This window comes from Pseudomonas sp. 2822-15 (genome assembly GCF_002742515.1).
GTDB lineage: Bacteria > Pseudomonadota > Gammaproteobacteria > Pseudomonadales > Pseudomonadaceae > Aquipseudomonas > Aquipseudomonas salomonii.
This window is the reverse complement of record NZ_LJRY01000156.1, coordinates 561,981-584,372: the sequence shown is the minus strand read 5'-3', so window position 1 is coordinate 584,372 and position 22,392 is coordinate 561,981. Positions and strand designations below refer to the sequence as shown.

Genomic DNA, 22,392 nt, shown 5'->3' with positions numbered 1-22,392 from the left:
GAAAGTGTCCATTTACAGGTATTTCACTTCAAAGGTCGCGGAGCCGTCGATTGCCACTTCGCTGGTCAATGTCAGGCTGCTTGCAGGTGCAATCGAGGTGTACAGGGTCATGTCCATGACCGCATCCTTGATCGGATGCGGTGCCCAACCGCTATCCCCACGGCTGCCCAGCGCCACCAGATCGTTTGGCGCTACGGCTTCATCATCCAGCAACTCAGTCCATTGACCCTCCGAGTTGTACATGGCGATCAGGGTGGATGCCGTTTCGGCGACGGGGTTGCTGAACACCAACTGATACTTGCCGAGCTTCTGGTTTTCGTTGATCAGGCCCAGGCCAAAGGTGGCGCCGTGCAATGCGGTCCCGGCGCGATTGTCGAGGGGGTGGATTGCAAACAGCGTTGCGGCATCGCAGTTGACGCTCAGTTGCACGGTCTTGTTCTCAAGCCGCGTGGCGGTGTCTTGATTCAGATCTTTTGCCGCGATTTTTCCAAAATCGACATCACCCGGCAGGCTGGGGGTACAGGCGCTGGGGGTGATCAAACCCTTGACGGTCAGGTCGACGCTGCTGGCGGCCAATACCGAGGAAGTCATGGCGAGCAGCAGGGCACTGCTCAACAGGGATACAGGGGTCTTCATTTTAATGTTCCATTGCAAACTGGCAGATAGAGGCGCGTGCAGGGCTACCCCCGACCCGGTATGAGCGGGTGGTTGGCCAAGCGGCGGTCTCGATGTTTATTGGCTGTAGCCGGGGAGTGGCAAGCCGACCCTCTTTGGGGTGAGCACAATTTAGCGAGGGGGATGTGCAGGGGAAATACAACTAATACGACATTGTCAGGACGGCGCAAAGGCAATGATTCAGGGGGGATTTTCGTAGTAGTTGTATGGGCTTTAATTAACTCGAAAGGTTATTTGTTTGCAGCCGATAGCATTCAAAAGGATGCGTCGACCATTGCTGCATGACAGGCCTCACGGGCTATTGCACCAGTGCTGCGGATTGCTGCCGGATCAATAGTCGCGATAGAGGTACTGATGGGTTCGCTGGTAGGTTCAACCGCAAGAGCGAGCCGCCTGCTGAAGCCGCCAGGCACACCTGCGTTTCATTGGCGGCGCCTGCGCGTGCTGGTGGTGGATGACCATTCTGCCTATCGTCTGTTGCTGGGTGGGTTATTGCAGAAACTGGGGCTGGGACACGAGGTGGCCGCCGACGGCTACCTCGGGCTGGTGGCCTATACCAGTCGCCCCTTCGATCTGGTGATCAGCGATTGCCAGATGCCATTTATGGACGGCTACAGCATGGCCCGCGCCATTCGCCAACATGAGTGCGACACCGGGATGAGACGCGTGCCTATCATCGCCTTGACCGCCAACCTGCGAAACGACAGCCCCAAACGTTGTCGCGATGCCGGCATGGATGCCTGGTTGATCAAACCACTGACGCTGGAACAATTGCACGCAGTGCTGGCGCGTTGGTTGCCGGGCGTGCATGACTGCTCCGTCGCCCAGGAGACTGTTGCGCCGCGCGCCGGCTGGCCAACCCGGGCCTCGCTGATCGCAACCTTTGGCAGCGGGGATATCGTCGATCAGTTGTTGGAAACCCTGTTGCTGGAAGCGTGGGAAGACCATCGTGTATTGCGCCACGCCTGCTCGACGTTGAACGCGCCACTGACCGCTGAGCGCCTGCATCGTTTGGTCGGCAGCCTGGTGTTTTTGGGCGGTACAGGCCTTGAGTCGTGTGCCGTGAAGTTGATCGAGCAGGTCCGGTCCCAGGGCGTTGCGGCGCACAAGGTGCAATTGGAATTGTTCCTGGCCCGGTTGCTGGTGTATCTCGAGTACCTGACTGAGGTCTGAAGAACGGTATTTGCTTCAGGCGTTTGCAATCCGACGATCTAGTTTTGGTTGTAGGTTTTTTCCTGTTGTTCTGTAGGCAAAAAAATGTGAACTAGTGAACATTGGGGGCGACTGCAAACGGCTGTTTGTTAGCGGTTGTTGATGAGCGCCTGCGGGGGTATTTTGCGCGGATTCAAGCTGCCATCATTCGTGGGGATTTATGCTTCGAGTAATTATTGCTGACGATCACCCCATTGTTCGTATCGGGCAGAAAGTCGTGATTGAGGCGCACGGCCGATGCAAAGTGGTCGCTGAGGCCGATGGCCCCGATCAACTGCTCTGCCTGTTAAGTACCACGCCGTGCGATGTGATCGTCACGGACTTTGCCATGCCGGGCGGCCAGCAGGTCGATGGCTACGGCCTGTTGAGCCTGTTGCACCGCCAGTATCCGCAGTTGCCGGTGATTTTGGTGACCATGTTCGCCAGCGTCGCCACCTTGCGTGCTTCCTTCGCCCATGGGGCCAAGGCGGTGGTGGCCAAAAGTGCTTCCGCCAAGGAACTGCCCCTGGCGATCAAGGCCGTGTGTGCCGGCCAGACCTTCGCCAGTGAATCGCTGCGGGTGCAAATGGTCGAGGCGGGCACGGGCGATCAGTCCCAGGAGCCGCAATTATCCGGCAAGGAGCGCGAGGTGGTGCGCATGCTGGCCAGCGGCATGACCGTCAGCGAGATCGCGGCACAGGTCAATCGCAGTATTTCCACGATCAGCAAGCAGAAAAGCACGGCCATGCAGCGGCTGAGTATTTCCACCGATGTTGACCTGTTCGCCTATGCCCGCAGTGTTGGAATGGTGCCTTAGGCTTATCATTTGCGTGGCGAATGTCAGTAGCCAGGGCCGCGTGGGCAGCTTATCGTGCGCCTATTCTTTCGACGCCTGCGGAGCCTGCCCATGAGTGATGCCCATAACGCCCTGATCACCGAGTTCTACAGTGCCTTCCAGCGCCTGGACGCCGAAGCCATGGCCGCCTGCTACACCGCTGACGTGGTGTTCAGCGACCCGGCCTTTGGCGAGTTGCGCGGGCGCGACGCCGGGGACATGTGGCGCATGCTCACCACGCGGGCCAAGGACTTTTCCCTGACCTTCGACCATGTGCGCAGCGATGACAGCACCGGCAGTGCGCACTGGGTGGCGACCTACCTGTTCAGCGCCACGGGCAATACGGTGGTCAACGACATTGGTGCACGCTTTGTGTTTCGTGATGGCAAGATCTCTGAGCATCACGACCACTTCGACCTGTGGCGCTGGTCGCGCCAGGCCCTGGGCTTGAAGGGCTTGCTGCTGGGCTGGTCGCCGGCGCTGAAAAACGCCGTGCGCGCCCAGGCGCTTAAAGGCTTGAAGGCATTTCAGGCCGGTCGTTGATAAGCTTGACGCTCCTTTGGTTTGCCGAAATCACTCGTGACTGATACTCCTGACCCCAAACCCTGGTTCGTCTACCTGGTACGTGCCGCCAATGGCTCGCTGTATTGCGGCATCAGCAATGACCCGGTGCGCCGCTTTGCCTCCCACCAGAGCGGCAAGGGCGCGCGGTTTTTTCTGTCCAGCCCGGCCGTGGCGCTGGTGTACACCGAGCAGTGCGCCTCCAAGGGCGAGGCGCTGCGCCAGGAACGGCTGATCAAGAAATTGAAGAAAAGCGCCAAGGAATGCCTGGCGGCGAGTGGCTCATTGATTTGATTGATAGGTTCTCATCGTCCCCACGCAGGGCTTTGCAGGCTAAGCTGGCGGCTCACCTATCGAGCGGAGCCTGGCATGTCTGAGTTGATCCTGCACCATTACCCGACCTCACCCTTTGCAGAAAAAGCCAGGCTGCTGCTGGGTTTCAAGGGGTTGTCCTGGCACTCCGTACACATATCACCGGTCATGCCCAAACCCGACTTGACAGCCTTGACCGGCGGCTACCGGAAAACCCCGGTACTGCAAGTCGGCGCCGATATCTATTGCGACACTGCCCTGATCGCCCGTCGCCTTGAGCAGGAAACGTCCTCGCCGGCGCTGTTCCCGCTGGGCCAGGAAATGATCACACAGACGTTCGCCGCCTGGGCCGACAGCGTGGTGTTCGCCCATGCCGTCAGCCTGGTATTCCAGCCGGAGTCAGTGGCGGTGCGCTTTGGCAAATTATCGCCGGACGCGATCAAGGCGTTTATCGCTGACCGTGCCGCATTGTTCAGTGGCGGCACGGCCAGCAAGCTCCCGGCCGAGCTGGCCAAGCACCAGTGGCCGGCGATCATGGCACGTCTGGAGTTCCAGCTGCAGCACGCGCCGGGTGACTTTCTGTTCGGTGAACCGTCGATTGCCGACTTTGCCTTGGCCCACCCGATGTGGTTCCTCAAAGCCACTCCCGTGACGGCTCCATTGGTGGATGCTTATCCGGCCGTCCTGGCTTGGCTGGCGCGGGTGCTGGGTTTTGGTCACGGCAGTGCGAGTCAAATGACGGCGGAGCAGGCATTGGCGATCGCCCGTGATGCCACGCCTGCGGCATTACCGGATGACGAGTTCGAGGACTTGAATGGTTTCAAGGCGGGTCAGTCGGTAACGATTGCGGCCATTGATTACGGGGTTGATCCCGTTGCGGGTGAACTGCTGTTTGCCGGGCGTGAAGAGCTGATCCTGCGCCGTACCGACGAACGTGCCGGCACCGTGCACGTGCACTTCCCGCGTATGGGGTTCCGCATTCAGGCGCAGTAAATAAAAATATTTGCAAACAAAGGTGAGGTAAATCGCCCGCCCATCCGTGTAGTGTTTGAAACTGCGAGCTATTCGCATTAACAGCGTTTTCTACACGGGTTCTCACAGCATGAAGTCGACGGCGGGCGGTTGGGTAAAACAGTGGCTGGGAGCCTCGGTATTGGCAGTATCTGGGCTGGCGTTGTTGCCCCTGGCGATTGCGCAGGCGCAGGAGCAACAAAGTGCCCAGTTCAACTTTGCCCTGGCAGCCAAACCGCTGCCCCAGGCGCTGAGTGATTTCAGCCGGGTAACCGGCATCAGCGTGATCTACACCGACGAAGCGCCCTATGGTCTCAATGCTCCGGCGGTCAGCGGGCAGATGAGTGCCACCCAGGCCCTGCAACGGCTGCTCGGCAACTCAGGCTTTACCTTTCGCCAGATCGACGCCCGTACTCTGGCGCTTGAGCCTGTGCCTACCGACGGCGCAGTCAACTTGGGCGCCACCACCATCAGCGGCGCGAGCCAAGCCCAGGACACCACCAGCTACCAGCCGCCGCCCACCAGCTCGGTGATGCGCTCCCACGGCCTGCTGCTGGAAACCCCGCAAACCGTCAACGTCGTGCCGGCCCAGGTGCTGCGCGACCAGCAACCACGCAACCTGGATGACGCCCTGGGCAATATCAGTGGCATCACCCAGGCCAACACCCTCGGCAGCACCCAGGACGCGGTGATGCTGCGCGGTTTTGGTGACAACCGTAACGGCTCGATCATGAAGGACGGTATGCCCGTGGTGCAGGGCCGGGCGCTGAACGCCACCGCCGAGCGCGTCGAAGTGCTCAAAGGCCCGTCGTCTTTGCTGTATGGCATCCAGGACCCGGGCGGCGTGGTCAATATCGTCAGCAAAAAGCCCGAGCTGGTGCAGTCCACCTCGTTGACCGCGCGCGGCTCGACCTTCGGTGACGGCAAGAACGGCAGCGGCGGCAACCTCGACACCACCGGCCCGATCGGTGACAGTGGCCTGGCCTATCGGCTGATCGTCGACCACGAAGACGAAGATTACTGGCGCAATTACGGCACCCACCGCGAAACGCTGGTGGCGCCGTCCCTGGCCTGGTACGGCGACACCACGAAAGTAGTGTTCGCCTATGAGCACCGCGAATTTCTCTCGCCGTTCGACCGTGGCACCGCCATCGACCCCAAGACCAACCACCCGTTGAACATCCCCGCGACCCGTCGCCTGGATGAACCGTTCAACAATATGCAAGGCCGTTCCGACCTGTATCGCCTGGAAGTCGACCACGACTTGAACGACGACTGGAAGGCGCACTTCGGCTACAGCTGGAACCGCGAGACCTACGACGCCAGCCAGGTGCGCGTGGTCAAGGTCAACACCAACGGCACCCTCACCCGCAGCATGGACGGCACCCAGGGCGCGCTGACCACCGACCGCTTCGCCACCACCAGCCTGGAAGGCAAGGTCAATGTCGGCGGCATGCAGCACGACCTGGTGTTCGGGCTCGACGACGAGTACCGCAAGATCTACCGTGCCGACCTGATTCGCCAGGCGCCGCGTGGCGTCTTCAACTATAACGATCCGGTGTACGGCAACGAAGTCGCGGGCACCAAAGTCAGCGCGCCGGACAGTAACCAGACCGACTTGCTGCGCAGCGATTCGCTGTTCTTCCAGGACGCCATCCACCTCAATGACCAGTGGATTCTGGTCGGCGGTGCGCGCTACCAGATGTACGACCAATACGCCGGAAAAGGCGTGCCGTTCACCGCCAACACCGATGGCAACGGCCAGAAGTGGGTGCCGCGTGCCGGTCTGGTGTATCGCTACACCGATCAACTGTCGTTCTATGGCAGCTACACCGAGTCGTTCAAACCCAATTCCACCATCGCGCCGTTGGCGAACAAAAGCGTGCTGGACGGCAGCCTGGAACCGGAACAGTCCAAGGCCTGGGAACTGGGCACCAAGCTCGACATACCGGGGCGCATCACCGCCAGTGCGGCGCTGTTCAATATCGAAAAACGCAACGTGCTGGTGCAGGTCGGCGACGGTTTGGCCGCCGTCTACAGCGTGGCGGGCAAGGTACGTTCCCGTGGCCTTGAGCTGGACGCCAGCGGCCAGTTGACCGACAACTGGAGCCTGATCGGCAGCTACGCCTACACCGATGCCGAGGTGACCGAAGACCCGACGCTCAAAGGCAATCGCCTGCAAAACGTGGCGAAAAACACCGCGTCGTTGTCGGCCGTGTATGACTTCGGCAGCCTCTTGGGGGGTGACCAGCTGCGTGTGGGCGCCGGCGCACGTTACGTGGGCGAGCGGGCCGGGGACGCGGCTAACAGCTTCGAACTGCCGAGCTACACCGTGGCCGATGCATTTGCCAGCTACGACACCAAAATCGACGGGCAGAAGGTCAAGTTCCAGCTCAATGTGAAGAACCTGTTTGATCGCACCTACTACACCTCGTCGGTGAACACCCAGTTTGTGTCCATCGGCGATGCGCGGCAGGTGTCGGTTTCCAGCACCCTGCAGTTCTAAGACAGGCGATATCCTGTGGCGAGGGAGCTTGTTGTGGCGAGCGGGCTTGCCCCGCGTTGGGCTGCGTAGCGGCCCCAAAACCTGGCACTGCGTAAAGCCTGAAAAAATGCGGTGGGCCTACTAGGGGCCGCTACGCGGCCCAACGCGGGGCAAGCCCGCTCGCCACAATAGCCCCGATCCCACAGCAGCCACGCTCGCCACAACGGCATTGAGCTGGTAGCGTTGCCGCCACTGAATATTTTGCGGGAAAACGGTACTGATGCAGTTGGGTCGATGGATACACACCAGCGCGATGCTGGTGGGCTTGAGTTTGTTACTGGGTGGTTGCGCCACGCCTTCGAAGACGGCTACCGGCCAGAGCCTCGACCAATTGCTGGCCGACCCGGCGCTGCATGGCGCTTCGGTCTCGCTGATGGTGCGGGACGCCAACAGTGGCGCCACGCTGTATCAGCACAACCCGCGCACGCGGCTGGTGCCGGCTTCCAACCTCAAACTGCTGACCACGGCTGCGGCCATGGATGTGCTCGGGCCGCAGTACCGTTTCGCCACGCAACTGTTGAGCAACGGCATTCGCCAGGGCGACCGTCTGACCGGCAACCTGTACCTGCGCGGCCTGGGTGACCCGACCATTCAGTTCGCCGATTACCAGGCGTTGGCGGCGCAGTTGGCCAGCCAGGGCGTGCGTCAGGTGCAGGGCGATCTGGTGTTTGATGACACCTGGTTTGACGCCGAGCGGCTGGGCGTCGACTGGTCTCACGACGACGAAACCACCTACTACGGCGCACAGATTTCGGCATTGACCGTGTCGCCCAATACCGATTTTGATGCCGGCAGCGTGCTGGTCACCGCCAAGGCGCCAGCGCAGGCCGGGCAGCCTGTGAGCGTCGACATCTTTCCGCCGACCAACTACCTGCAACTGAGCAACCGCGCGGTCAGCGGGCCGGGCAACACCTATGGGATCAACCGTCGCCATGGCACCAACCTGCTGCAACTCAGTGGCGCCGTGGCGCCGGGGCGACAGAGCGAACAGCTGGTGAGTGTGTGGGAGCCAACGCAGCTGGTGGCCAACCTGTTCGAGCAAGCGCTGGCGCAGCAAGGCATTTCGGTGCTTGGCCATCGAGTGATGGGCGGCGCAAGCCCGGCGGCGGTGACGGTACTGGCCGAGCATAAATCGGCGCCTTTGCAGGCGTTGATTACGCCGCTGCTCAAACTCTCGAATAACAACATGTCCGAAGCCTTGCTCAAGGCCATGGGCCGCCAGACGGCCAACAGCGGCACGGCGGCGGCGGGCGCGGTGGCGGTGGCCGGGTTTCTCAAGCGGCAGGGGCTGGACACGGCGACGCTGAGCCAGGTCGACGGCTCGGGCCTGTCGCGGCGTAACCTGGTGTCGTCACAAAACCTCACCGACCTGCTGCTGGCCGCGAGCAAGCAGCCGTGGTTCAACGCCTGGTACAACGCGCTGCCGATTGCCGGCAATACCGACCGCATGACCGGCGGCAGCCTGCGTTATCGCCTGCGCGGCACCCCGGCCGAGAACAACCTGCATGCCAAAACCGGCTCCATGGGCGGCGTGTCGTCCTTGAGCGGTTACATCACCGATACCAAGGGGCGCAAGCTGGTGTTCTCGATGCTGAGCAACAACTACGTGGTGGGCGGCGCGCAGGTCAAAGCCGTGGAAAACCGCGTGGCGTTGGCCCTGTCACGCTGGGACGAATGATTCAGGGCTGATAGCCCATGCGCCAACTCACGGCCCGGGTCGCCGCCAGCAAGCGCTGCGCCGCCGGGCCATCTTCATCGGCATGGAACAGTGAGGTGGGGCCGACCACGGTCATCACCGCCGCGACTTGCCCGACCGCATTGAACACCGGCGCCGACAACGCATCGACGCCGGGCATCAGTAAACCATGCACAAAGTGCAGGCCCCGGTTGCGGATCTGTTCGCAGGCGCCGGCGTAGGCCGCGTCGTCCGCCAGGGCATGGGCAGTCCCGGCCTGAATCTCGCGTGCGCGCAATTCCACGGTTTCCCGCGATGGCAGGTAAGCGCTGAATACCAGCCCGGTGGACGAGCTGAGCAGCGGCAACACTGAACCCAACTGCGTCACCACAGTGACGGCACGCACCGCCGGTTCTATCTGCACCACGGTCGCGCCCTGGTTGCCCCACACCGCCAAAAAGCAGGTTTCATTCAATTCATCGCGCAGTTCTGCCAGGGGCATCGCGCCGACTTTCAACACGTCCATGCTGCCCAGCGCCGCCAAGCCCACGCGCAACGCCTCGCGGCCCAGGCCGTAATGGTTGGTAGCGGTGTTCTGCTCGGCAAACCCCGAAGCGATCAGCGCCTGCAAGTAGCGGTGGACCTTGCTCGCCGGCATCTGCACATGTTCGGCCAGGCGCGACAGCGAGGTGGCGGGGGACAGTTCGGCCAGCGCCTTGAGGATATCGGTGCCCACTTCGGCCGAGCGGACTTTCTGTTTACCGGTGTCGCGGGGCTTTTCCATGGAGGGGCGATAATCCGAGAGATGAATGGGCGTCTTTATAGCTTGACGGTCGATAGTGATCAAATTACGTTATGCGTAACTGGATTACGATAAAAACAACTTCCGCACAGAGGATGGTCCATGAACCTCGAATACCAATCGGGTTTCGGCAATGAGTTCGCCAGCGAAGCGTTGCCTGGCGCATTGCCGGTCGGCCAGAATTCCCCGCAAAAAGCTCCCTACGGTCTGTACACCGAGCTGTTCTCCGGCACCGCCTTTACCATGGTGCGCAGCGAAGCCCGTCGCACTTGGCTGTATCGCATACAGCCGTCGGCCAATCACCCGGCGTTTATCAAGCTGGAACGGCAATTGGCCGGTGGTCCGCTGGGGGCGGTGACGCCGAACCGCTTGCGCTGGAACCCGCTGGATATTCCCGGCGAACCGGCTGACTTTATCGACGGCCTGGTCGGCATGGTCGCCAACTCCGGGTCGGCAAAACCCTCAGGCATCAGCATTTACAATTACTGCGCCAACCGTTCGATGGAACGGGTGTTCTTTAACGCCGATGGCGAACTGTTGATCGTCCCCGAGCAGGGCCGTCTGCGTATCGCCACCGAGTTGGGTGTGCTGGACGTCGAGCCGCTGGAAATCGTGGTGCTGCCCCGCGGCCTGAAATTTCGCATCGAACTGCTGGATGCCCAGGCACGCGGCTACGTTGCGGAAAACCACGGCGCGCCATTGCGCCTGCCGGATCTGGGGCCAATCGGCAGCAACGGCCTGGCTAACCCGCGTGATTTCCTCACACCGGTCGCTCACTACGAAGACAGCAAAAAGCCGACCACGCTGGTGCAGAAATTCCTCGGCGAACTGTGGGCCTGCGAGCTCGACCATTCGCCGCTGAACGTGGTCGCCTGGCACGGCAATAACGTGCCGTACAAATATGACCTGCGCCGTTTCAACACCCTCGGCACGGTGAGTTTCGATCACCCGGACCCGTCAATTTTCACCGTACTGACCTCGCCCACCAGCGTGCATGGGCTGGCCAACCTCGACTTCGTGATCTTCCCGCCGCGCTGGATGGTGGCCGAAAATACCTTCCGCCCGCCGTGGTTCCACCGCAACCTGATGAACGAATACATGGGCCTGATCCAGGGCGCGTATGACGCCAAGTCCGAAGGTTTCCTGCCGGGCGGCGCGTCACTGCACAGCTGCATGAGCGCCCACGGCCCGGACGGCGAGACCTGCACCAAAGCCATCAACGTGGCGCTGGCGCCGCACAAGATCGATAACACCATGGCCTTCATGTTCGAGACCAGCCAAGTGCTGCGCCCCACACAGTTCGCCCTTGAGTGCCCACAACTGCAACCTTCCTACGACGCGTGCTGGGCCTCGCTGCCCGCCACCTTCAACCCGAACCGGAGATAACCCATGACTCAGCCAACACTTGCCCGCAGCTGGGTAGCCTCCGCCAACGGCCACCGCGATTTCCCCTTGCAGAACCTGCCGCTGGGCGTGTTCAGCATCAATGGCTCGGCCCCGCGCAGTGGCGTGGCGATTGGCGATTCGATTCTCGACCTGCACGCTGCGCTGGACGAGTTTGAAGGTGAAGCACGCCGTGCGGTCGAAGCCACTGCCGGTGGCCAACTGAACGGCTTTTTCGAACTCGGCCGTGGCCCACGCGTAGCCTTGCGCAAGCGCCTGCTGGAACTGCTCGCCGAAGGCAGCAAGCTGCACACCCGTGAGGCGCAGGTACTGCACCGCGCGGCGGATTGCCACATGCATGTGCCGGCGAAGATCAACGATTACACCGACTTCTACGTCGGCATCGAACACGCGCAAAACATCGGCAAACTGTTCCGTCCCGACAACCCGTTGCTGCCCAACTACAAGTACGTGCCGATTGGCTATCACGGTCGCGCCTCGACCATTCGCCCCTCGGGCACGGATGTACGTCGGCCTAAAGGCCAGACGCTGCCAGCCGGCCAGGCCGAGCCAACCTTCGGCCCGTGCGCGCGCCTGGATTATGAGTTGGAACTGGGCATCTGGATCGGCCAGGGCAATGCCATGGGCGACTCGATTGCCATTGGCGACGCCGCTGAACATATTGCCGGGTTCTGCCTGCTCAACGACTGGTCGGCACGGGATATCCAGGCCTGGGAATACCAGCCGCTCGGCCCGTTTCTGTCAAAAAGCTTCATCACCAGCATCTCGCCATGGGTGGTCACCGCCGAAGCGCTGGAGCCGTTCCGCAAGGCCCAACCGGCACGTCCCGCAGGTGACCCACAGCCGCTGCCGTACCTGCTGGATACGCGTGACCAGGCCACGGGAGGCCTGGACATCGAGCTGGAAGTGCTGCTGACCACCGCTGCGATGCGCGAGCAAAACCTGCCGGAACACCGCCTGGCCCTGAGCAACACCCAGCACATGTACTGGACCGTAGCGCAGTTGGTTGCACACCACAGCGTCAACGGCTGCCAGTTGCAGGCCGGTGATTTGTTTGGTTCGGGCACCTTGTCCGGGCCGCAACCGGGGCAGTACGGCAGCCTGTTGGAAATCACCGAAGGCGGTAAAAAGCCGATTGAACTGGCCTCCGGCGAAGTGCGTAAGTTCCTTGAAGATGGTGACGAAATCATCCTGCGTGCCCGTTGCAACCGTGAAGGTTTTGCCTCCATCGGTTTCGGCGAATGCCGTGGCACCGTGACCGCAGCACGTTAAGAGGGCAGGGCGATGCAACTCTATACCTACTACCGTTCTACGGCGTCGTACCGGGTGCGTATAGCCCTGGCGCTCAAGGGCCTGGACTTTACCGCCGTGCCGGTTAATTTGCTGGTGCCGCCGGGCGGCGCGAATCGCCAGCCCGATTACCTGGCGATCAACCCGCAGGGCCGTGTACCGGCGCTGCGTACCGATGAGGGTGAGCTGTTGATCCAATCACTGGCAATCATCGAGTACCTGGAAGAGCGTTATCCACAGGCGCCGTTGCTCTCCAAGGACTTGGCAGCCCGTGCCCATGAGCGGGCGGTGGCGTCGATCATTGGCTGCGATATCCATCCGCTGCACAACTCCAGCACGCAAAACCTGCTGCGCAAATGGGGGCATGACGAGGCGCAAGTGCTCGAGTGGATCGGGCATTGGATAAGCCAGGGCCTGGGCGCGGTGGAGCAGTTGATTGGCGATGAAGGTTTTTGCTTTGGGCCGCAACCGGGGATGGCGGATGCGTTTCTGATCCCGCAGCTGTACGCGGCTGAGCGCTTCAAGGTGCCGTTGGGCGCGTACCCGCGTATCGGGCGAGTGGCCGCGCTGGCGGCGCAGCATCCGGCGTTTGTGCAGGCGCATCCGGCCAACCAACCCGACACCCCTGACACACCCTAAATCAATGTGGTAGCTGGCTTGCCTGCGATAGCGGTCTATCAGTTGATAATGAACTGGCTGACACACCGTCATCGCAGGCAAGCCAGCTCCCACCGTTTGATCCGCGTCATCCTTATAAAAATAACAGGTACCTTGCGATGCACAATCAGATTGCCAGCTTTCGCGCGGCACTCGACGCCCGTGCGGTGTCGCGCTACCAGTGGTTGATTCTCCTGTTGCTGGCGCTGCTGCTGGTAACCGACGGCTATGACGCCCAGGTGCTGGGCTACGTGGTGCCGGCATTGGCCAAGGATTGGGGGCTGGAAAAAGCCGCGTTCGGCCCGGTATTCAGCGCCAACCTCTTGGGCCTGACCTTGGGCTCATTGCTGGTAACGCCGCTGGCCGACCGCTTCGGCGTGCGCCGCATCCTGCTCGCCTGCGTGCTGATCTACGCGAGCCTCACCGTGCTGATGGTGTTCGCCAATTCCCTGACCACCCTGATGGCTGCGCGGTTTATCTGCGGCATCGGCATGGGCGGCGCGATGCCCAGCGCCATGGCGTTGATGTCTGAATATTCCCCGCCGCGCATGCGCACCCTGATGGTGACCCTGGCCGCCTGCGGCTTCTCGTTCGGTGGCGCGGCGGGTGGGTTTGTGGCGGCGGGGTTTATCGAAGGTTACGGCTGGCAGGCGGTCTTCCTGGCGGGCGGGGTGACGCCGTTGCTGCTGTTCCCTTTCCTGGTGTGGTTGCTGCCGGAATCCTTGCCGCGTTTGCTGCGGGATGCGCCACCGTATACACGGCTGCAAAAGGTCACGGCGCGCATGCTGCCCGACTGGCAGCCGCCGCTGGCGAGCGAGGCAGAGAACCTTCAGGAGCAGAGCAGCAAACTTACGGTGGTGGAGCTGTTTCGCAACGGCTATGCGCGTCCGACCTTGCTGATTTGGGCGACCTTTTTTGTCAGCCTGATCCTGCTGTATTTCATGATCAGCTGGCTGCCGACGCTGCTGCTGGAAAGCGGCCTGGCGTTGAAGGAAGCCAATTTGGTGACCTCAATGTTCCTGTTTGCCGGCACCTTGGGCGCCATCGGTATGGCGTGGTTTGCCGACCGCCTGAAAAGCAAGGTGCGGTTGCTCTCCGGCGTGCTGGCGGCGGCTGCGGTGTGCACGATCTTGCTGGGGCTGAATCACGACAACCCGCGTTATCTGGTGGCCTGCGTGTTCGCGGCCGGCTTCTGCATTATTGGCGGGCAACTGACCCTCAACGCCTTCGCGAGTAATTTCTACCCGGCACACGTGCGCGCTACCGGCACAGGCTGGGCCTTGGGTGTGGGGCGCTTCGGTTCAATCCTGGGGCCGCTGTTCGGCAGCCTGTTGCTGGCGATGCATATTCCGGTGGAGCAGATTTTCTTCTTCTGCGCGATTCCGGCGGTAATTGCGGCGCTGTTGATCATTCAGGTGCGCTCGCCTGGCTCCAACGCCCTGCCGGGCCCGTTACACAACGATATTCTCAAGACGCCGGCCAATCGTTGATTCAACGCAGCTCAAGTGTGGGAGCCGGCTTGCCTGCGATAGCATCACTTCGGTAGGCCAGGTGTACCGAGTCGTCTGCATCGCAGGCGAGCCAGCTCCCACCCTTCAGTGCACCACGGTGTTGGGCGGCAAATGCCCCAGCCGCTCGGTCAGGCGCAGGCGCTGGATCGGGTCTTCGCTGAGCAACAGGGCGTGTTCCAGGTCAAAGCGCTCGGCACTCGGGCAGTCCAGGCGCTGGTAAAGGCTGGCCCGCGCCAGATAATCCGCAGCGCTGGCGTTGCCCAACTCCAGCACGCGCTCGGCATCGATCAGGGCCGACAGCGGGTGGTCATTGGCCAGGTGCAGTTGGCGCAGGTTACGTGACAGCCGTTGCAGGATCGAACGCGGTTCGGCGGTGAGCAGGTGCTCGGCCTGCAACTTGAGGTTTGGCCCGTACTGGCGGTGCAGCAACTCGCGACAGTCGTTGGGGTACAGGCGCCGGCCGCCGCAAGGGTCCAACAGGTGGTCGGCACCGGGCACCCGCAGCAGGAAGTGGCCGGGGAAATTAACTCCCGCCATGGGGATATCCAGGCGCCGCGCCATCTCCAGCGCGATCAGGCCCATGGCCAAGGGTTGGCCGCGTTTGCGCAGCATTACCTTGTCGAGCAGCGCGGCGGCGGGGCGTAGCGGTGTGGAATCATCCTGGGCAAACCCCAGGTCATTCATGCGCCGCAGCAACGGCTGGCCGAGTTCATCCGCCGGCAGCATGGGCATGCCTACGCTGATCTGTTGTTGCAGCAAGGTCAGGTCTTGCAGGATCAGCAGGGGTTGCACGCTCGGATCGTGTTCAGCCGCCATCCACAACGCGGCTTCAAACAGCGCAGGCGGTGAGCGGTCCAGGCAGGCGAAAAAGGCTGTGCGGGGATTCATTGCATTCTCCGGCGGATGCCCACGTTTTAGCCTTGCTGTGAATTTTCGTCCAGTAACTTAGGAAATGTCCTGCGGGCTTATGTCCTGATGCCTATTAAACCTGGCGGCTTATTCCAGCGTGATTCAGCAGTTTTTTGCTGCAAGCCTATACTGGGGCCTCTACCAGAAGTGATTCGGGAGCCTATTGATGTTTGCGCTCATGCACAGCACCCGCCTTGAATCGCTGCACCTGAGCGTCGACCCGGTGACCGGGTTGAAGGCTGTCATCGCCATCCACAACAGCCGCCTCGGCCCTGCCTTGGGCGGTTGCCGTTATCTTGCTTACCCAGACGATGAAAGTGCCGTGGCCGATGCCGCACGCCTGGCCCAAGGCATGAGCTACAAAGCCGCCCTGGCCGGCTTGCCGGTGGGCGGCGGCACGGCGGTGATCATCCGACCCGTGCACGTGGAAAGCCGCGCGGCGTTGTTTGAAGCCTTCGGCCGTTGTATCGAAAAACTCGACGGCCGTTTTGTCACCTCGATCGACAGCGGTACATCTGTCGCCGATATGGACTGCATCGCCCAACACACCCGTTTCGTCACCAGCACCACGGCCGCAGGCGACCCGGCGCCCCATGCCGCCATGGGCGTGTTCACCGGTATCCGCACCACCGCTATGGCACGCCTGGGCAGTGACAACCTCGAAGGCCTGCGCATCGCGATCCAGGGCCTGGGCAATGTCGGTTTTGCTTTGGCCGAACAACTGCACGCGGCGGGTGCCGAACTGCTGGTCAGCGACATCGACCACGGCAAGGTGCAACTGGCCATGGAGCAGCTGGGTGCACACCCCATCGCCAATGATGCGTTGCTCAGCACGCCGTGTGACATTCTGGCGCCGTGCGGTGTCGGCGCGGTGTTCAATCGTCATACGGTCGGCCAACTGCGTTGCGCCGCCGTGGCCGGTTCCGCCAGCGCGCAATTGACCACCCTGGACATTGCCGACCAACTGGAAGGGCGCGGTATCCTCTACGCCCCGGACTACGTGATCAACTCCGGCGGCCTGATCTACGTCGCCCTCAAACACGCCGGCACCGAGTTGCCCGCCATCACCGCACACCTGTCGAACATCGGCACGCGCCTCACCGAAATCTTCGCCCACGCCCAAGCCGAAAAACGCTCCCCGGCACGGGTGGCGGACGAGTTGGCCGAGCGCCTGCTCTACAAATAGCCCAGGCATTAAAAAGGCCCTGAATCAATGATTCAGGGCCTGTTCAATTCGGGCTTTATTCTGCCGCCGGGTTCAGCAACTCGGACAATGCGTCCGGCTGGCTCTTGAACGCCTTGGCAAACACATCGCGATTCTTCGCCATGTAGATCCCGGCTTCCTCCACCTGCTGCTCGCTCAGGGACGGCACGGCTTTTTGCAACACTTCTGCCAGCAACTCAGCGAGTTCAAGCATCTTGTCATGACGGTCAGCTTCGGCTTTATCCATGAACAAACGCTCCAGATCTCGGCTGCTGCGGTATACCACTTCGACGGCCATTCACCACCTCACATGCCTTCACGATAGTTGTCTTTTGCGACTACTGTATTCATATACAGTGAAAAGGGTAAGCCAAACCACGGGGTTTGGGTAGCAGTTTTTTAATGTAGCCCGTAAATACAGGTTTGCCTTGCGATCGTTCCCACGCTCTGCGTGGGAATGCCGCCTGGGACGCTCTGCGTCCCGCTGTCGACGACGGTGCTCGTGTGACGCGGAGCGTCAAGGGATGCATTCCCACGCAGAGCGTAGGAACGATCTATATCCTGGCCTTGTGCCTCATATCCTGCAGCTATCTTCTCACTTACCTGCCACTGGCCTTTTTTCTGCATGCAGAACAACCGTCACGTCCACCCCGCATTATCCGGTCGAGCCGACCTAAGGAAGCATCATCGTGAAAATCAACTGGGCCGAAAAGCTGCGTCAGCAAGTCCATGGGCTGGCCGAGTCGCTGGGCAATCTGTTCGTCGAGACGTTCCACTACCTGGCGCTGTTCGCCATTGGTGCCGTAACAGCCTGGGCGGCGGTGATGGAGTTTTTGGGGATGCTGGAGAACGGGCACATCAAGATCGATGACATCTTGCTGCTGTTCATCTACCTGGAGTTGGGCGCAATGGTCGGGATTTATTTCAAGACCAACCACATGCCCGTGCGCTTCCTGATCTACGTGGCAATCACGGCGCTGACGCGCCTGCTGATCTCCAACGTCTCCCACCACAACCCGCCGGACGTCGGCATCATCTACCTGTGCGGCGGCATTCTGCTGTTGGCGTTCTCGATTCTGGTGGTGCGCTACGCTTCGTCGGCGTTCCCGTCGGTGAAGGTCGAAGGCCCGCGTCGCAAGGGCGAGGCGAGCCTGGAAACCGAGAAGGGCGAGCTTTAAAGCCCGACGCTGAAGGGCAGGGTGCGGGCGGGCGGTGGCTGCAAGAGTTTGTGGCTGTCGCCGTCGGTCATCACCGCCAGAATCTCCATGGCGCTGTGGCCCTGTTCGATGGCGATGCCGAATTGAATGCTCTGCACCAGGCGCTTGAGCCGCTCCGGGTCGTTGCGTTGTTCGGCGCTGATCATGCGTTTGGCCACCACCCCCGTCTCGTCCGAGAGGGTGAGCATGATGCTGCCGTCGAGCCGTTGGATGCTCAGGTTGACGCGGTAGGTGGGCGTGAAGGTGTCAGTGATGATCTGAAAAGGATTGTCCATGGTGCGTTACCGCCTGATAAGAACATGCAGTCATTGACGACCGGTGTCGGGTTAAGTTCGCATTGCCTGACCACCGGCCACTCCGTCGCTGAGGTTTCACAAGGTCCGTTTGCCTCGTTAGCTGTACAGCAAGGGGCGTGCCGTATAGCGCTCTACCAGACTGCGCCCGACCCCTGTGGGAGCGGGCTTGCCCGCGATTGCGGTGTATCAGCTCAATAATTTCTGCCTGACAGACCGCTATCGCGGGCAAGCCCGCTCCCACAGGGGATGGGGGTTGTGTTCGATTTCAGGGCAAAACCGAAAAAACGATCGCAGACAGCGCAATCAACCCGATCAGCACCACAAACACATTCGACACCTGGCCCGAATACTGGCGCAGAGAGGGCACGCGGCGGATCGCGTACATCGGCATCAGGAACAGCAGGCACGCGATGATCGGCCCGCCCAGGGTTTCGATCATGCCCAGGATGCTTGGGTTGAAGGTCGCCACGGCCCAGCAGGTCAGCACCATGAACAGCGCGGTGCAGCGTTCCAACCCTTTGGATGACATCGAACGGTTACGCCCACGCAGGGATTTGACGATCAAACCCTGGAAGCCTTCGCTGGCGCCGATGTAGTGGCCGAGAAAGGACTTGGTGATGGCCACCAGCGCGATCAACGGCGCGGCGTAGGCAATCACGGGCGTCTGGAAGTGGTTGGCGAGGTACGACAGGATCGAAATGTTCTGCGCCTTGGCGGCCGCCAGGTCAGCCGGCGACAGGGCCAGCACGCAGCTGAAGCAGAAGAACATCACCGTCAGCACCATCATGCCGTGGGCGGTGGCGAGGATACCGCTGCTTTTGCGCTCGGCCTGTGGGCCGTAGACGCGCTTCTGGTCGACGGCAAAGGCGGAAATGATCGGCGAGTGGTTGAAGGAGAACACCATCACCGGGATCGCCAGCCACAGCGTCTTGAAGAACATCGGCAATGGCATGCTTTCGCTGGCGGAAGCGAAGAACGCGCCGTTCCAGTTGGGGATCAGGCTTACGGCCAGCAACAGCAAGGCAGCGACGAAGGGGTACACCAGCACGCTCATGGCTTTGACGATCACGCCCTGGCCGCAGCGCACAATGGCCATCAGGCCGAGGATCAGCACCAGCGACAGGATCGCCCGGGGCGGCGGGGCCAGGTGCAGTTGGTGTTCCATGAAGCTGCTGAGGGTGTTGGTCAGCGCCACGCTGTAGACCAGCAGGATCGGGAAAATCGCGAAAAAGTACAGCAGCGTGATCAGCTTGCCCGCGCCGACGCCGAAGTGTTCTTCGACCACTTCGGTGATGTCACCGGATTTGCCCGACAGCACAAAGCGCGTCAGCCCACGGTGAGCGAAGAAGGTCATGGGGAAGGCCAGCAACGCCAGCACGATCAGCGGCCAGAAGCCGCCAACGCCGGCGTTGATCGGCAGGAACAAGGTGCCGGCGCCAATGGCGGTGCCGTAGAGGCCAAGCATCCAGGTGGTATCGTGTTTGGTCCAGCCTGTAGTGACAGTTTTGTCTACAGCGTTATCTACAGCAACAGCAGGGTTTTCAGCGGCAGGTGTACGTACATCAGTCATCGATATTGCCTCGTTATTATTTTTGCGCGGGCTCACGTATGGGGCGGGTAGGCGTGCTCCGATCAGCACTCCACCCAGCTGACCGCCAGGCCGCCCCGTGAAGTTTCTTTGTATTTGTCATGCATGTCGGCGCCGGTATCGCGCATGGTGCGGATCACCCGGTCGAGAGAAATGAAGTGCTTGCCGTCACCGCGCAGGGCCATTTGCGTGGCGTTGATCGCCTTGACCGCCGCGATGGCGTTGCGCTCGATACACGGCACTTGCACCAGGCCGCCGACCGGGTCGCAGGTCAGGCCGAGGTTGTGTTCCAGGCCGATTTCAGCAGCGTTTTCCAGTTGCTCCGGCGTGGCGCCGAGGATGTCGGCCAAACCCGCAGCGGCCATGGCGCAGGCCGAGCCCACTTCGCCCTGGCAGCCGACTTCGGCGCCGGAGATCGAAGCGTTCTTCTTGCAGAGAATGCCCACGGCAGCAGCCGCCAGGAAGAAATTGACCACATCGTCATCCGACGCATCGGCGTTGAACTTCATGTAGTAATGCAGCACGGCCGGGATGATCCCTGCTGCGCCATTGGTCGGCGCGGTGACCATGCGCCCGCCGGCGGCGTTTTCTTCGTTGACGGCGAGGGCGAACAGGTTGACCCATTCCATGGCCGACAAGGTGGAGGTGATCACGTTGGGTTTGCCGATTTCCAGCAGGCTGCGATGCAATTTCGCCGCCCGGCGCGGTACATCCAAACCGCCTGGCAAGATGCCTTCATCGCGCAAGCCTTGCTCCACGCACTCGCGCATTACCGACCAGATATGCAGCAAGCCGCTGCGGATCTCTTCGTCGCAGCGCCAAGCGCGTTCATTGGCCATCATCAGCTCGGAAACCCGCAGGCCGTGCTTGTTGCACAAGGCCAGCAGTTCGACGGCGCTGGAAAAGTCGTAGGGCAATTCGACGTCGCTGGCAGGCGCGATGCCCGAGGCGGCTTCGGCCGCCTCGATGATGAAACCGCCGCCCACCGAGTAATAGGTTTGCTCGCTCAGCAGGGCGTTTTCGCCATAGGCGTGCAGGGACATGGCATTGGGGTGGTAGGGCAGGCTTTCGTCCAGCAGCAGGAGGTCGGTGTGCCAGTTGAAGGCAATCTCCTGCGAGCCTGCGAGCAGCAATCGGCCGGATTCGCGCAACTGCTGAATGCGTGCATTGATCGACGTGGGGTCGACCTTGTCTGGCCATTCGCCCATCAGCCCCATCACGCTGGCGCGGTCGGTGGCGTGGCCCACACCAGTGGCGGACAGCGAGCCGTACAGGCGCACTTCGATACGTCGCGTATCGGCCAGCAATTGTTGGTCGGTCAGGGCTTGGGCGAAGGTCGCCGCTGCGCGCATCGGGCCGACGGTATGGGAGCTGGACGGGCCGATGCCCACTTTGAATAGATCGAAAACACTGATAGCCATGCTAAAGCCTTACAAGCAATGGAGTAGAAATCGCTGCCATGTTTTGTAGAGCAGGCGGAATTGGCGCGATACTGAGCCTCTGGATCGGCACTGACCAACGAATTATCCTAAGACACCCTTTAGCAGGACTAAACGCTATGACTCGCCCTCTCCATGGCCAGACCTATGTCTGGCTGCACGTGTTTTCCTGCGCCGCGCGGCATTTGTCGTTTACCCGCTGCGCCGAAGAACTGCACATCACGCCGGGGGCGGTGAGCCAGCAAATTCGCCAGTTGGAGGAGCGCCTGGGCTTTCGGCTGTTTCATCGGCGTGCCCGTGGCGTGGAGCTGAGTGCCGAAGGGCAAAGGCTGGCGGCGACCGTGGGCGAGGCCTACGGCAGCATCGATGCGGAATTGCAGCGGCTGGACGCGGGGATGATCAGCGGCACTTTGCGCTTGCGCTCGATCCCGTCGTTTCTCGGCAAGTGGCTGACCCCGCGTTTGCCGCGTTTGCAGCAGCGCTTCCCGGATATCCAACTGCGCATGGTCGCTGAAGACAGCAGCATCGCCTTGCACGAGGGCGACTTCGACCTGGCCATCGACCTGAACGACGGCAGCTACCCCGGCCTGTTATCCACAGCCCTGCTCGATGAACAGATTTTTCCGGTATGCGCGCCGAGCCTGCTGCGCGGGAGGCCGCCGCTGCATGGCCCGGCGGACCTGGTGCATTTCCCGCTGTTGCACGACATCACCGCCTGGCGTGGGAGTTATGAGTACGCCGAGTGGGAGTTTTATCTGAATGCTATCGGCTACCACGACGCCGACGTGCGCCGCGGCCACACCTTCAACCGCAACCACCTGACCATCGAGGCCGCCATCGCGGGGATGGGCGTGGCGATTGCGCGGCGCACCTTGCTTAACGATGAACTGGAGCGCGGCACCTTGATCGTGCCCTTCGGCCTGGCCGTGCCCAACCACAAACGTTATGTGTTGCTGTATGCGCCGGGCGCGTTGAGCCATCCTGGGGTGCGTGCGGTGCATGACTGGCTGGTAGAGGAAGCGGGGATTTTTCGCGGATTGCACCCGTTGGGAGAGGGGCAATTATAAGGTTGGCTGGGCGTAATAAGATGTAACTAACTCCCCACCCTAACAGCGTTTTTGCTCGTCGTCAGGGTTAATTTGTAATGTGGGATTTATCTTTGCAAAGGGGTTGAAATGTTCTGCGCGGTGCCTAATTGTGTAATCAAGAGGTCATGGTTTCACCACCCCGGTGTCGCAGTTGTGACCTCTCGCGAGCTAGCTGAAATAAG

General features: G+C 61.3%; 21 protein-coding genes. 14 read left to right on the top strand and 7 right to left on the bottom strand.

Going from position 1 to position 22,392, the window contains the following annotated elements; all coding sequences use genetic code 11:
* Positions 1-12: 12 nt before the first annotated feature.
* Entirely contained in the window at positions 13-636 is a 624-nt protein-coding gene (locus AOA59_RS04455) for a DUF1120 domain-containing protein (RefSeq protein WP_099486122.1), read from the bottom strand.
* Between the two features lie 393 nt (positions 637-1,029).
* Here AOA59_RS04455 and AOA59_RS04450 point away from each other — a divergent pair, with 393 nt between their 5' ends.
* The 7 genes from AOA59_RS04450 to dacB all read left to right on the top strand — a co-directional run bounded on the left by AOA59_RS04450 (position 1,030) and on the right by dacB (position 8,808).
* Positions 1,030-1,848: a response regulator gene (locus AOA59_RS04450; protein WP_065912610.1), complete on the top strand. Its 819-nt coding sequence runs from the start codon at positions 1,030-1,032 to the stop codon at positions 1,846-1,848.
* 199 nt (positions 1,849-2,047) lie between these two features.
* Positions 2,048-2,683 (top strand): response regulator transcription factor, encoded by a 636-nt coding sequence (locus AOA59_RS04445; RefSeq protein ID WP_099486120.1) that lies wholly within the window; start codon positions 2,048-2,050, stop codon positions 2,681-2,683.
* A 90-nt stretch (positions 2,684-2,773) separates the two neighbouring features.
* Complete coding sequence (locus AOA59_RS04440) at positions 2,774-3,244, top strand: nuclear transport factor 2 family protein (RefSeq protein ID WP_065912611.1); 471 nt, start codon at positions 2,774-2,776, stop codon at positions 3,242-3,244.
* Positions 3,245-3,280: 36 nt separating this feature from the next.
* Positions 3,281-3,556, top strand: a complete 276-nt coding sequence (locus tag AOA59_RS04435; protein WP_099486119.1) for a GIY-YIG nuclease family protein — start codon at positions 3,281-3,283, stop codon at positions 3,554-3,556.
* 75 nt (positions 3,557-3,631) lie between these two features.
* Positions 3,632-4,567, top strand: coding sequence for a glutathione S-transferase family protein (locus tag AOA59_RS04430; protein WP_099486117.1), 936 nt, complete (start codon positions 3,632-3,634; stop codon positions 4,565-4,567).
* Between the two features lie 109 nt (positions 4,568-4,676).
* Complete coding sequence (locus tag AOA59_RS04425; RefSeq protein ID WP_099486115.1) at positions 4,677-7,091, top strand: TonB-dependent receptor; 2,415 nt, start codon at positions 4,677-4,679, stop codon at positions 7,089-7,091.
* Positions 7,092-7,350: 259 nt separating this feature from the next.
* A complete protein-coding gene (gene dacB / locus AOA59_RS04415; RefSeq protein WP_099486113.1) occupies positions 7,351-8,808 on the top strand; it encodes a D-alanyl-D-alanine carboxypeptidase/D-alanyl-D-alanine-endopeptidase in 1,458 nt (485 codons plus the stop codon).
* A gap of 1 nt (position 8,809) precedes the next feature.
* Here the strand turns inward: dacB and AOA59_RS04410 are convergent, their stop codons facing one another.
* Positions 8,810-9,589 carry an IclR family transcriptional regulator gene (locus tag AOA59_RS04410; protein WP_065912620.1) on the bottom strand — a complete coding sequence of 260 codons (780 nt, stop codon included), beginning with the start codon at positions 9,587-9,589 and terminating at the stop codon, positions 8,810-8,812.
* A 120-nt stretch (positions 9,590-9,709) separates the two neighbouring features.
* Here AOA59_RS04410 and hmgA point away from each other — a divergent pair, with 120 nt between their 5' ends.
* From hmgA to AOA59_RS04390, 4 genes are all read left to right on the top strand, one after another.
* On the top strand, positions 9,710-10,993 hold the full coding sequence (gene hmgA, locus AOA59_RS04405) for a homogentisate 1,2-dioxygenase (protein WP_099486111.1): 1,284 nt from the start codon (positions 9,710-9,712) through the stop codon (positions 10,991-10,993).
* A 3-nt stretch (positions 10,994-10,996) separates the two neighbouring features.
* Positions 10,997-12,283: a fumarylacetoacetase gene (gene fahA, locus AOA59_RS04400; RefSeq protein WP_099486109.1), complete on the top strand. Its 1,287-nt coding sequence runs from the start codon at positions 10,997-10,999 to the stop codon at positions 12,281-12,283.
* 12 nt (positions 12,284-12,295) lie between these two features.
* Positions 12,296-12,940, top strand: coding sequence for a maleylacetoacetate isomerase (maiA, locus tag AOA59_RS04395; protein ID WP_099486107.1), 645 nt, complete (start codon positions 12,296-12,298; stop codon positions 12,938-12,940).
* Between the two features lie 137 nt (positions 12,941-13,077).
* Positions 13,078-14,448 carry an aromatic acid/H+ symport family MFS transporter gene (locus AOA59_RS04390; protein ID WP_099486105.1) on the top strand — a complete coding sequence of 457 codons (1,371 nt, stop codon included), beginning with the start codon at positions 13,078-13,080 and terminating at the stop codon, positions 14,446-14,448.
* 105 nt (positions 14,449-14,553) lie between these two features.
* Here AOA59_RS04390 and AOA59_RS04385 read toward each other — a convergent pair whose 3' ends face one another.
* Positions 14,554-15,357, bottom strand: a complete 804-nt coding sequence (locus tag AOA59_RS04385; RefSeq protein ID WP_099486103.1) for a SirB1 family protein — start codon at positions 15,355-15,357, stop codon at positions 14,554-14,556.
* Between the two features lie 187 nt (positions 15,358-15,544).
* Here AOA59_RS04385 and AOA59_RS04380 point away from each other — a divergent pair, with 187 nt between their 5' ends.
* Positions 15,545-16,564 (top strand): Glu/Leu/Phe/Val dehydrogenase dimerization domain-containing protein, encoded by a 1,020-nt coding sequence (locus AOA59_RS04380; RefSeq protein WP_065912635.1) that lies wholly within the window; start codon positions 15,545-15,547, stop codon positions 16,562-16,564.
* Between the two features lie 55 nt (positions 16,565-16,619).
* Here the strand turns inward: AOA59_RS04380 and AOA59_RS04375 are convergent, their stop codons facing one another.
* Positions 16,620-16,880 carry a YebG family protein gene (locus tag AOA59_RS04375; protein WP_003188807.1) on the bottom strand — a complete coding sequence of 87 codons (261 nt, stop codon included), beginning with the start codon at positions 16,878-16,880 and terminating at the stop codon, positions 16,620-16,622.
* A 391-nt stretch (positions 16,881-17,271) separates the two neighbouring features.
* Here AOA59_RS04375 and AOA59_RS04370 point away from each other — a divergent pair, with 391 nt between their 5' ends.
* Positions 17,272-17,760 carry a phosphate-starvation-inducible protein PsiE gene (locus tag AOA59_RS04370; protein ID WP_056858911.1) on the top strand — a complete coding sequence of 163 codons (489 nt, stop codon included), beginning with the start codon at positions 17,272-17,274 and terminating at the stop codon, positions 17,758-17,760.
* Here AOA59_RS04370 and AOA59_RS04365 read toward each other — a convergent pair.
* The 3 genes from AOA59_RS04365 to AOA59_RS04355 form a co-directional block, all read right to left on the bottom strand.
* Positions 17,757-18,074, bottom strand: coding sequence for a DUF3509 domain-containing protein (locus AOA59_RS04365; RefSeq protein ID WP_058419385.1), 318 nt, complete (start codon positions 18,072-18,074; stop codon positions 17,757-17,759). The two genes, AOA59_RS04370 and AOA59_RS04365, sit on opposite strands and share 4 nt — an antisense overlap.
* Positions 18,075-18,360: 286 nt before the next feature.
* Entirely contained in the window at positions 18,361-19,665 is a 1,305-nt protein-coding gene (locus tag AOA59_RS04360; protein WP_099486101.1) for a serine/threonine transporter, read from the bottom strand.
* A gap of 62 nt (positions 19,666-19,727) precedes the next feature.
* Positions 19,728-21,104 carry an L-serine ammonia-lyase gene (locus tag AOA59_RS04355; protein WP_099486099.1) on the bottom strand — a complete coding sequence of 459 codons (1,377 nt, stop codon included), beginning with the start codon at positions 21,102-21,104 and terminating at the stop codon, positions 19,728-19,730.
* A 137-nt stretch (positions 21,105-21,241) separates the two neighbouring features.
* Between AOA59_RS04355 and AOA59_RS04350 the strand changes: the two genes are divergently transcribed.
* Positions 21,242-22,189 carry a LysR substrate-binding domain-containing protein gene (locus AOA59_RS04350; protein WP_017135169.1) on the top strand — a complete coding sequence of 316 codons (948 nt, stop codon included), beginning with the start codon at positions 21,242-21,244 and terminating at the stop codon, positions 22,187-22,189.
* Positions 22,190-22,392 lie beyond the last annotated feature (203 nt).

What these genes read in the sequence shown, in the direction of transcription:
- AOA59_RS04445 (WP_099486120.1), top strand. Translation starts at nt 2,048, where the DNA reads ATGCTTCGAGTAATTATTGCTGACGATCACCCCATTGTTCGTATCGGG.
- AOA59_RS04350 (WP_017135169.1), top strand. Translation starts at nt 21,242, where the DNA reads ATGACTCGCCCTCTCCATGGCCAGACCTATGTCTGGCTGCACGTGTTT.
- AOA59_RS04390 (WP_099486105.1), top strand. Translation starts at nt 13,078, where the DNA reads ATGCACAATCAGATTGCCAGCTTTCGCGCGGCACTCGACGCCCGTGCG.
- hmgA (WP_099486111.1), top strand. Translation starts at nt 9,710, where the DNA reads ATGAACCTCGAATACCAATCGGGTTTCGGCAATGAGTTCGCCAGCGAA.
- AOA59_RS04385 (WP_099486103.1), bottom strand. Translation starts at nt 15,357, where the DNA reads ATGAATCCCCGCACAGCCTTTTTCGCCTGCCTGGACCGCTCACCGCCT.
- AOA59_RS04375 (WP_003188807.1), bottom strand. Translation starts at nt 16,880, where the DNA reads ATGGCCGTCGAAGTGGTATACCGCAGCAGCCGAGATCTGGAGCGTTTG.
- AOA59_RS04380 (WP_065912635.1), top strand. Translation starts at nt 15,545, where the DNA reads ATGTTTGCGCTCATGCACAGCACCCGCCTTGAATCGCTGCACCTGAGC.
- fahA (WP_099486109.1), top strand. Translation starts at nt 10,997, where the DNA reads ATGACTCAGCCAACACTTGCCCGCAGCTGGGTAGCCTCCGCCAACGGC.
- AOA59_RS04425 (WP_099486115.1), top strand. Translation starts at nt 4,677, where the DNA reads ATGAAGTCGACGGCGGGCGGTTGGGTAAAACAGTGGCTGGGAGCCTCG.
- AOA59_RS04410 (WP_065912620.1), bottom strand. Translation starts at nt 9,589, where the DNA reads ATGGAAAAGCCCCGCGACACCGGTAAACAGAAAGTCCGCTCGGCCGAA.
- AOA59_RS04430 (WP_099486117.1), top strand. Translation starts at nt 3,632, where the DNA reads ATGTCTGAGTTGATCCTGCACCATTACCCGACCTCACCCTTTGCAGAA.
- AOA59_RS04440 (WP_065912611.1), top strand. Translation starts at nt 2,774, where the DNA reads ATGAGTGATGCCCATAACGCCCTGATCACCGAGTTCTACAGTGCCTTC.
- maiA (WP_099486107.1), top strand. Translation starts at nt 12,296, where the DNA reads ATGCAACTCTATACCTACTACCGTTCTACGGCGTCGTACCGGGTGCGT.
- AOA59_RS04365 (WP_058419385.1), bottom strand. Translation starts at nt 18,074, where the DNA reads ATGGACAATCCTTTTCAGATCATCACTGACACCTTCACGCCCACCTAC.
- dacB (WP_099486113.1), top strand. Translation starts at nt 7,351, where the DNA reads ATGCAGTTGGGTCGATGGATACACACCAGCGCGATGCTGGTGGGCTTG.
- AOA59_RS04450 (WP_065912610.1), top strand. Translation starts at nt 1,030, where the DNA reads ATGGGTTCGCTGGTAGGTTCAACCGCAAGAGCGAGCCGCCTGCTGAAG.
- AOA59_RS04360 (WP_099486101.1), bottom strand. Translation starts at nt 19,665, where the DNA reads ATGACTGATGTACGTACACCTGCCGCTGAAAACCCTGCTGTTGCTGTA.
- AOA59_RS04355 (WP_099486099.1), bottom strand. Translation starts at nt 21,104, where the DNA reads ATGGCTATCAGTGTTTTCGATCTATTCAAAGTGGGCATCGGCCCGTCC.
- AOA59_RS04455 (WP_099486122.1), bottom strand. Translation starts at nt 636, where the DNA reads ATGAAGACCCCTGTATCCCTGTTGAGCAGTGCCCTGCTGCTCGCCATG.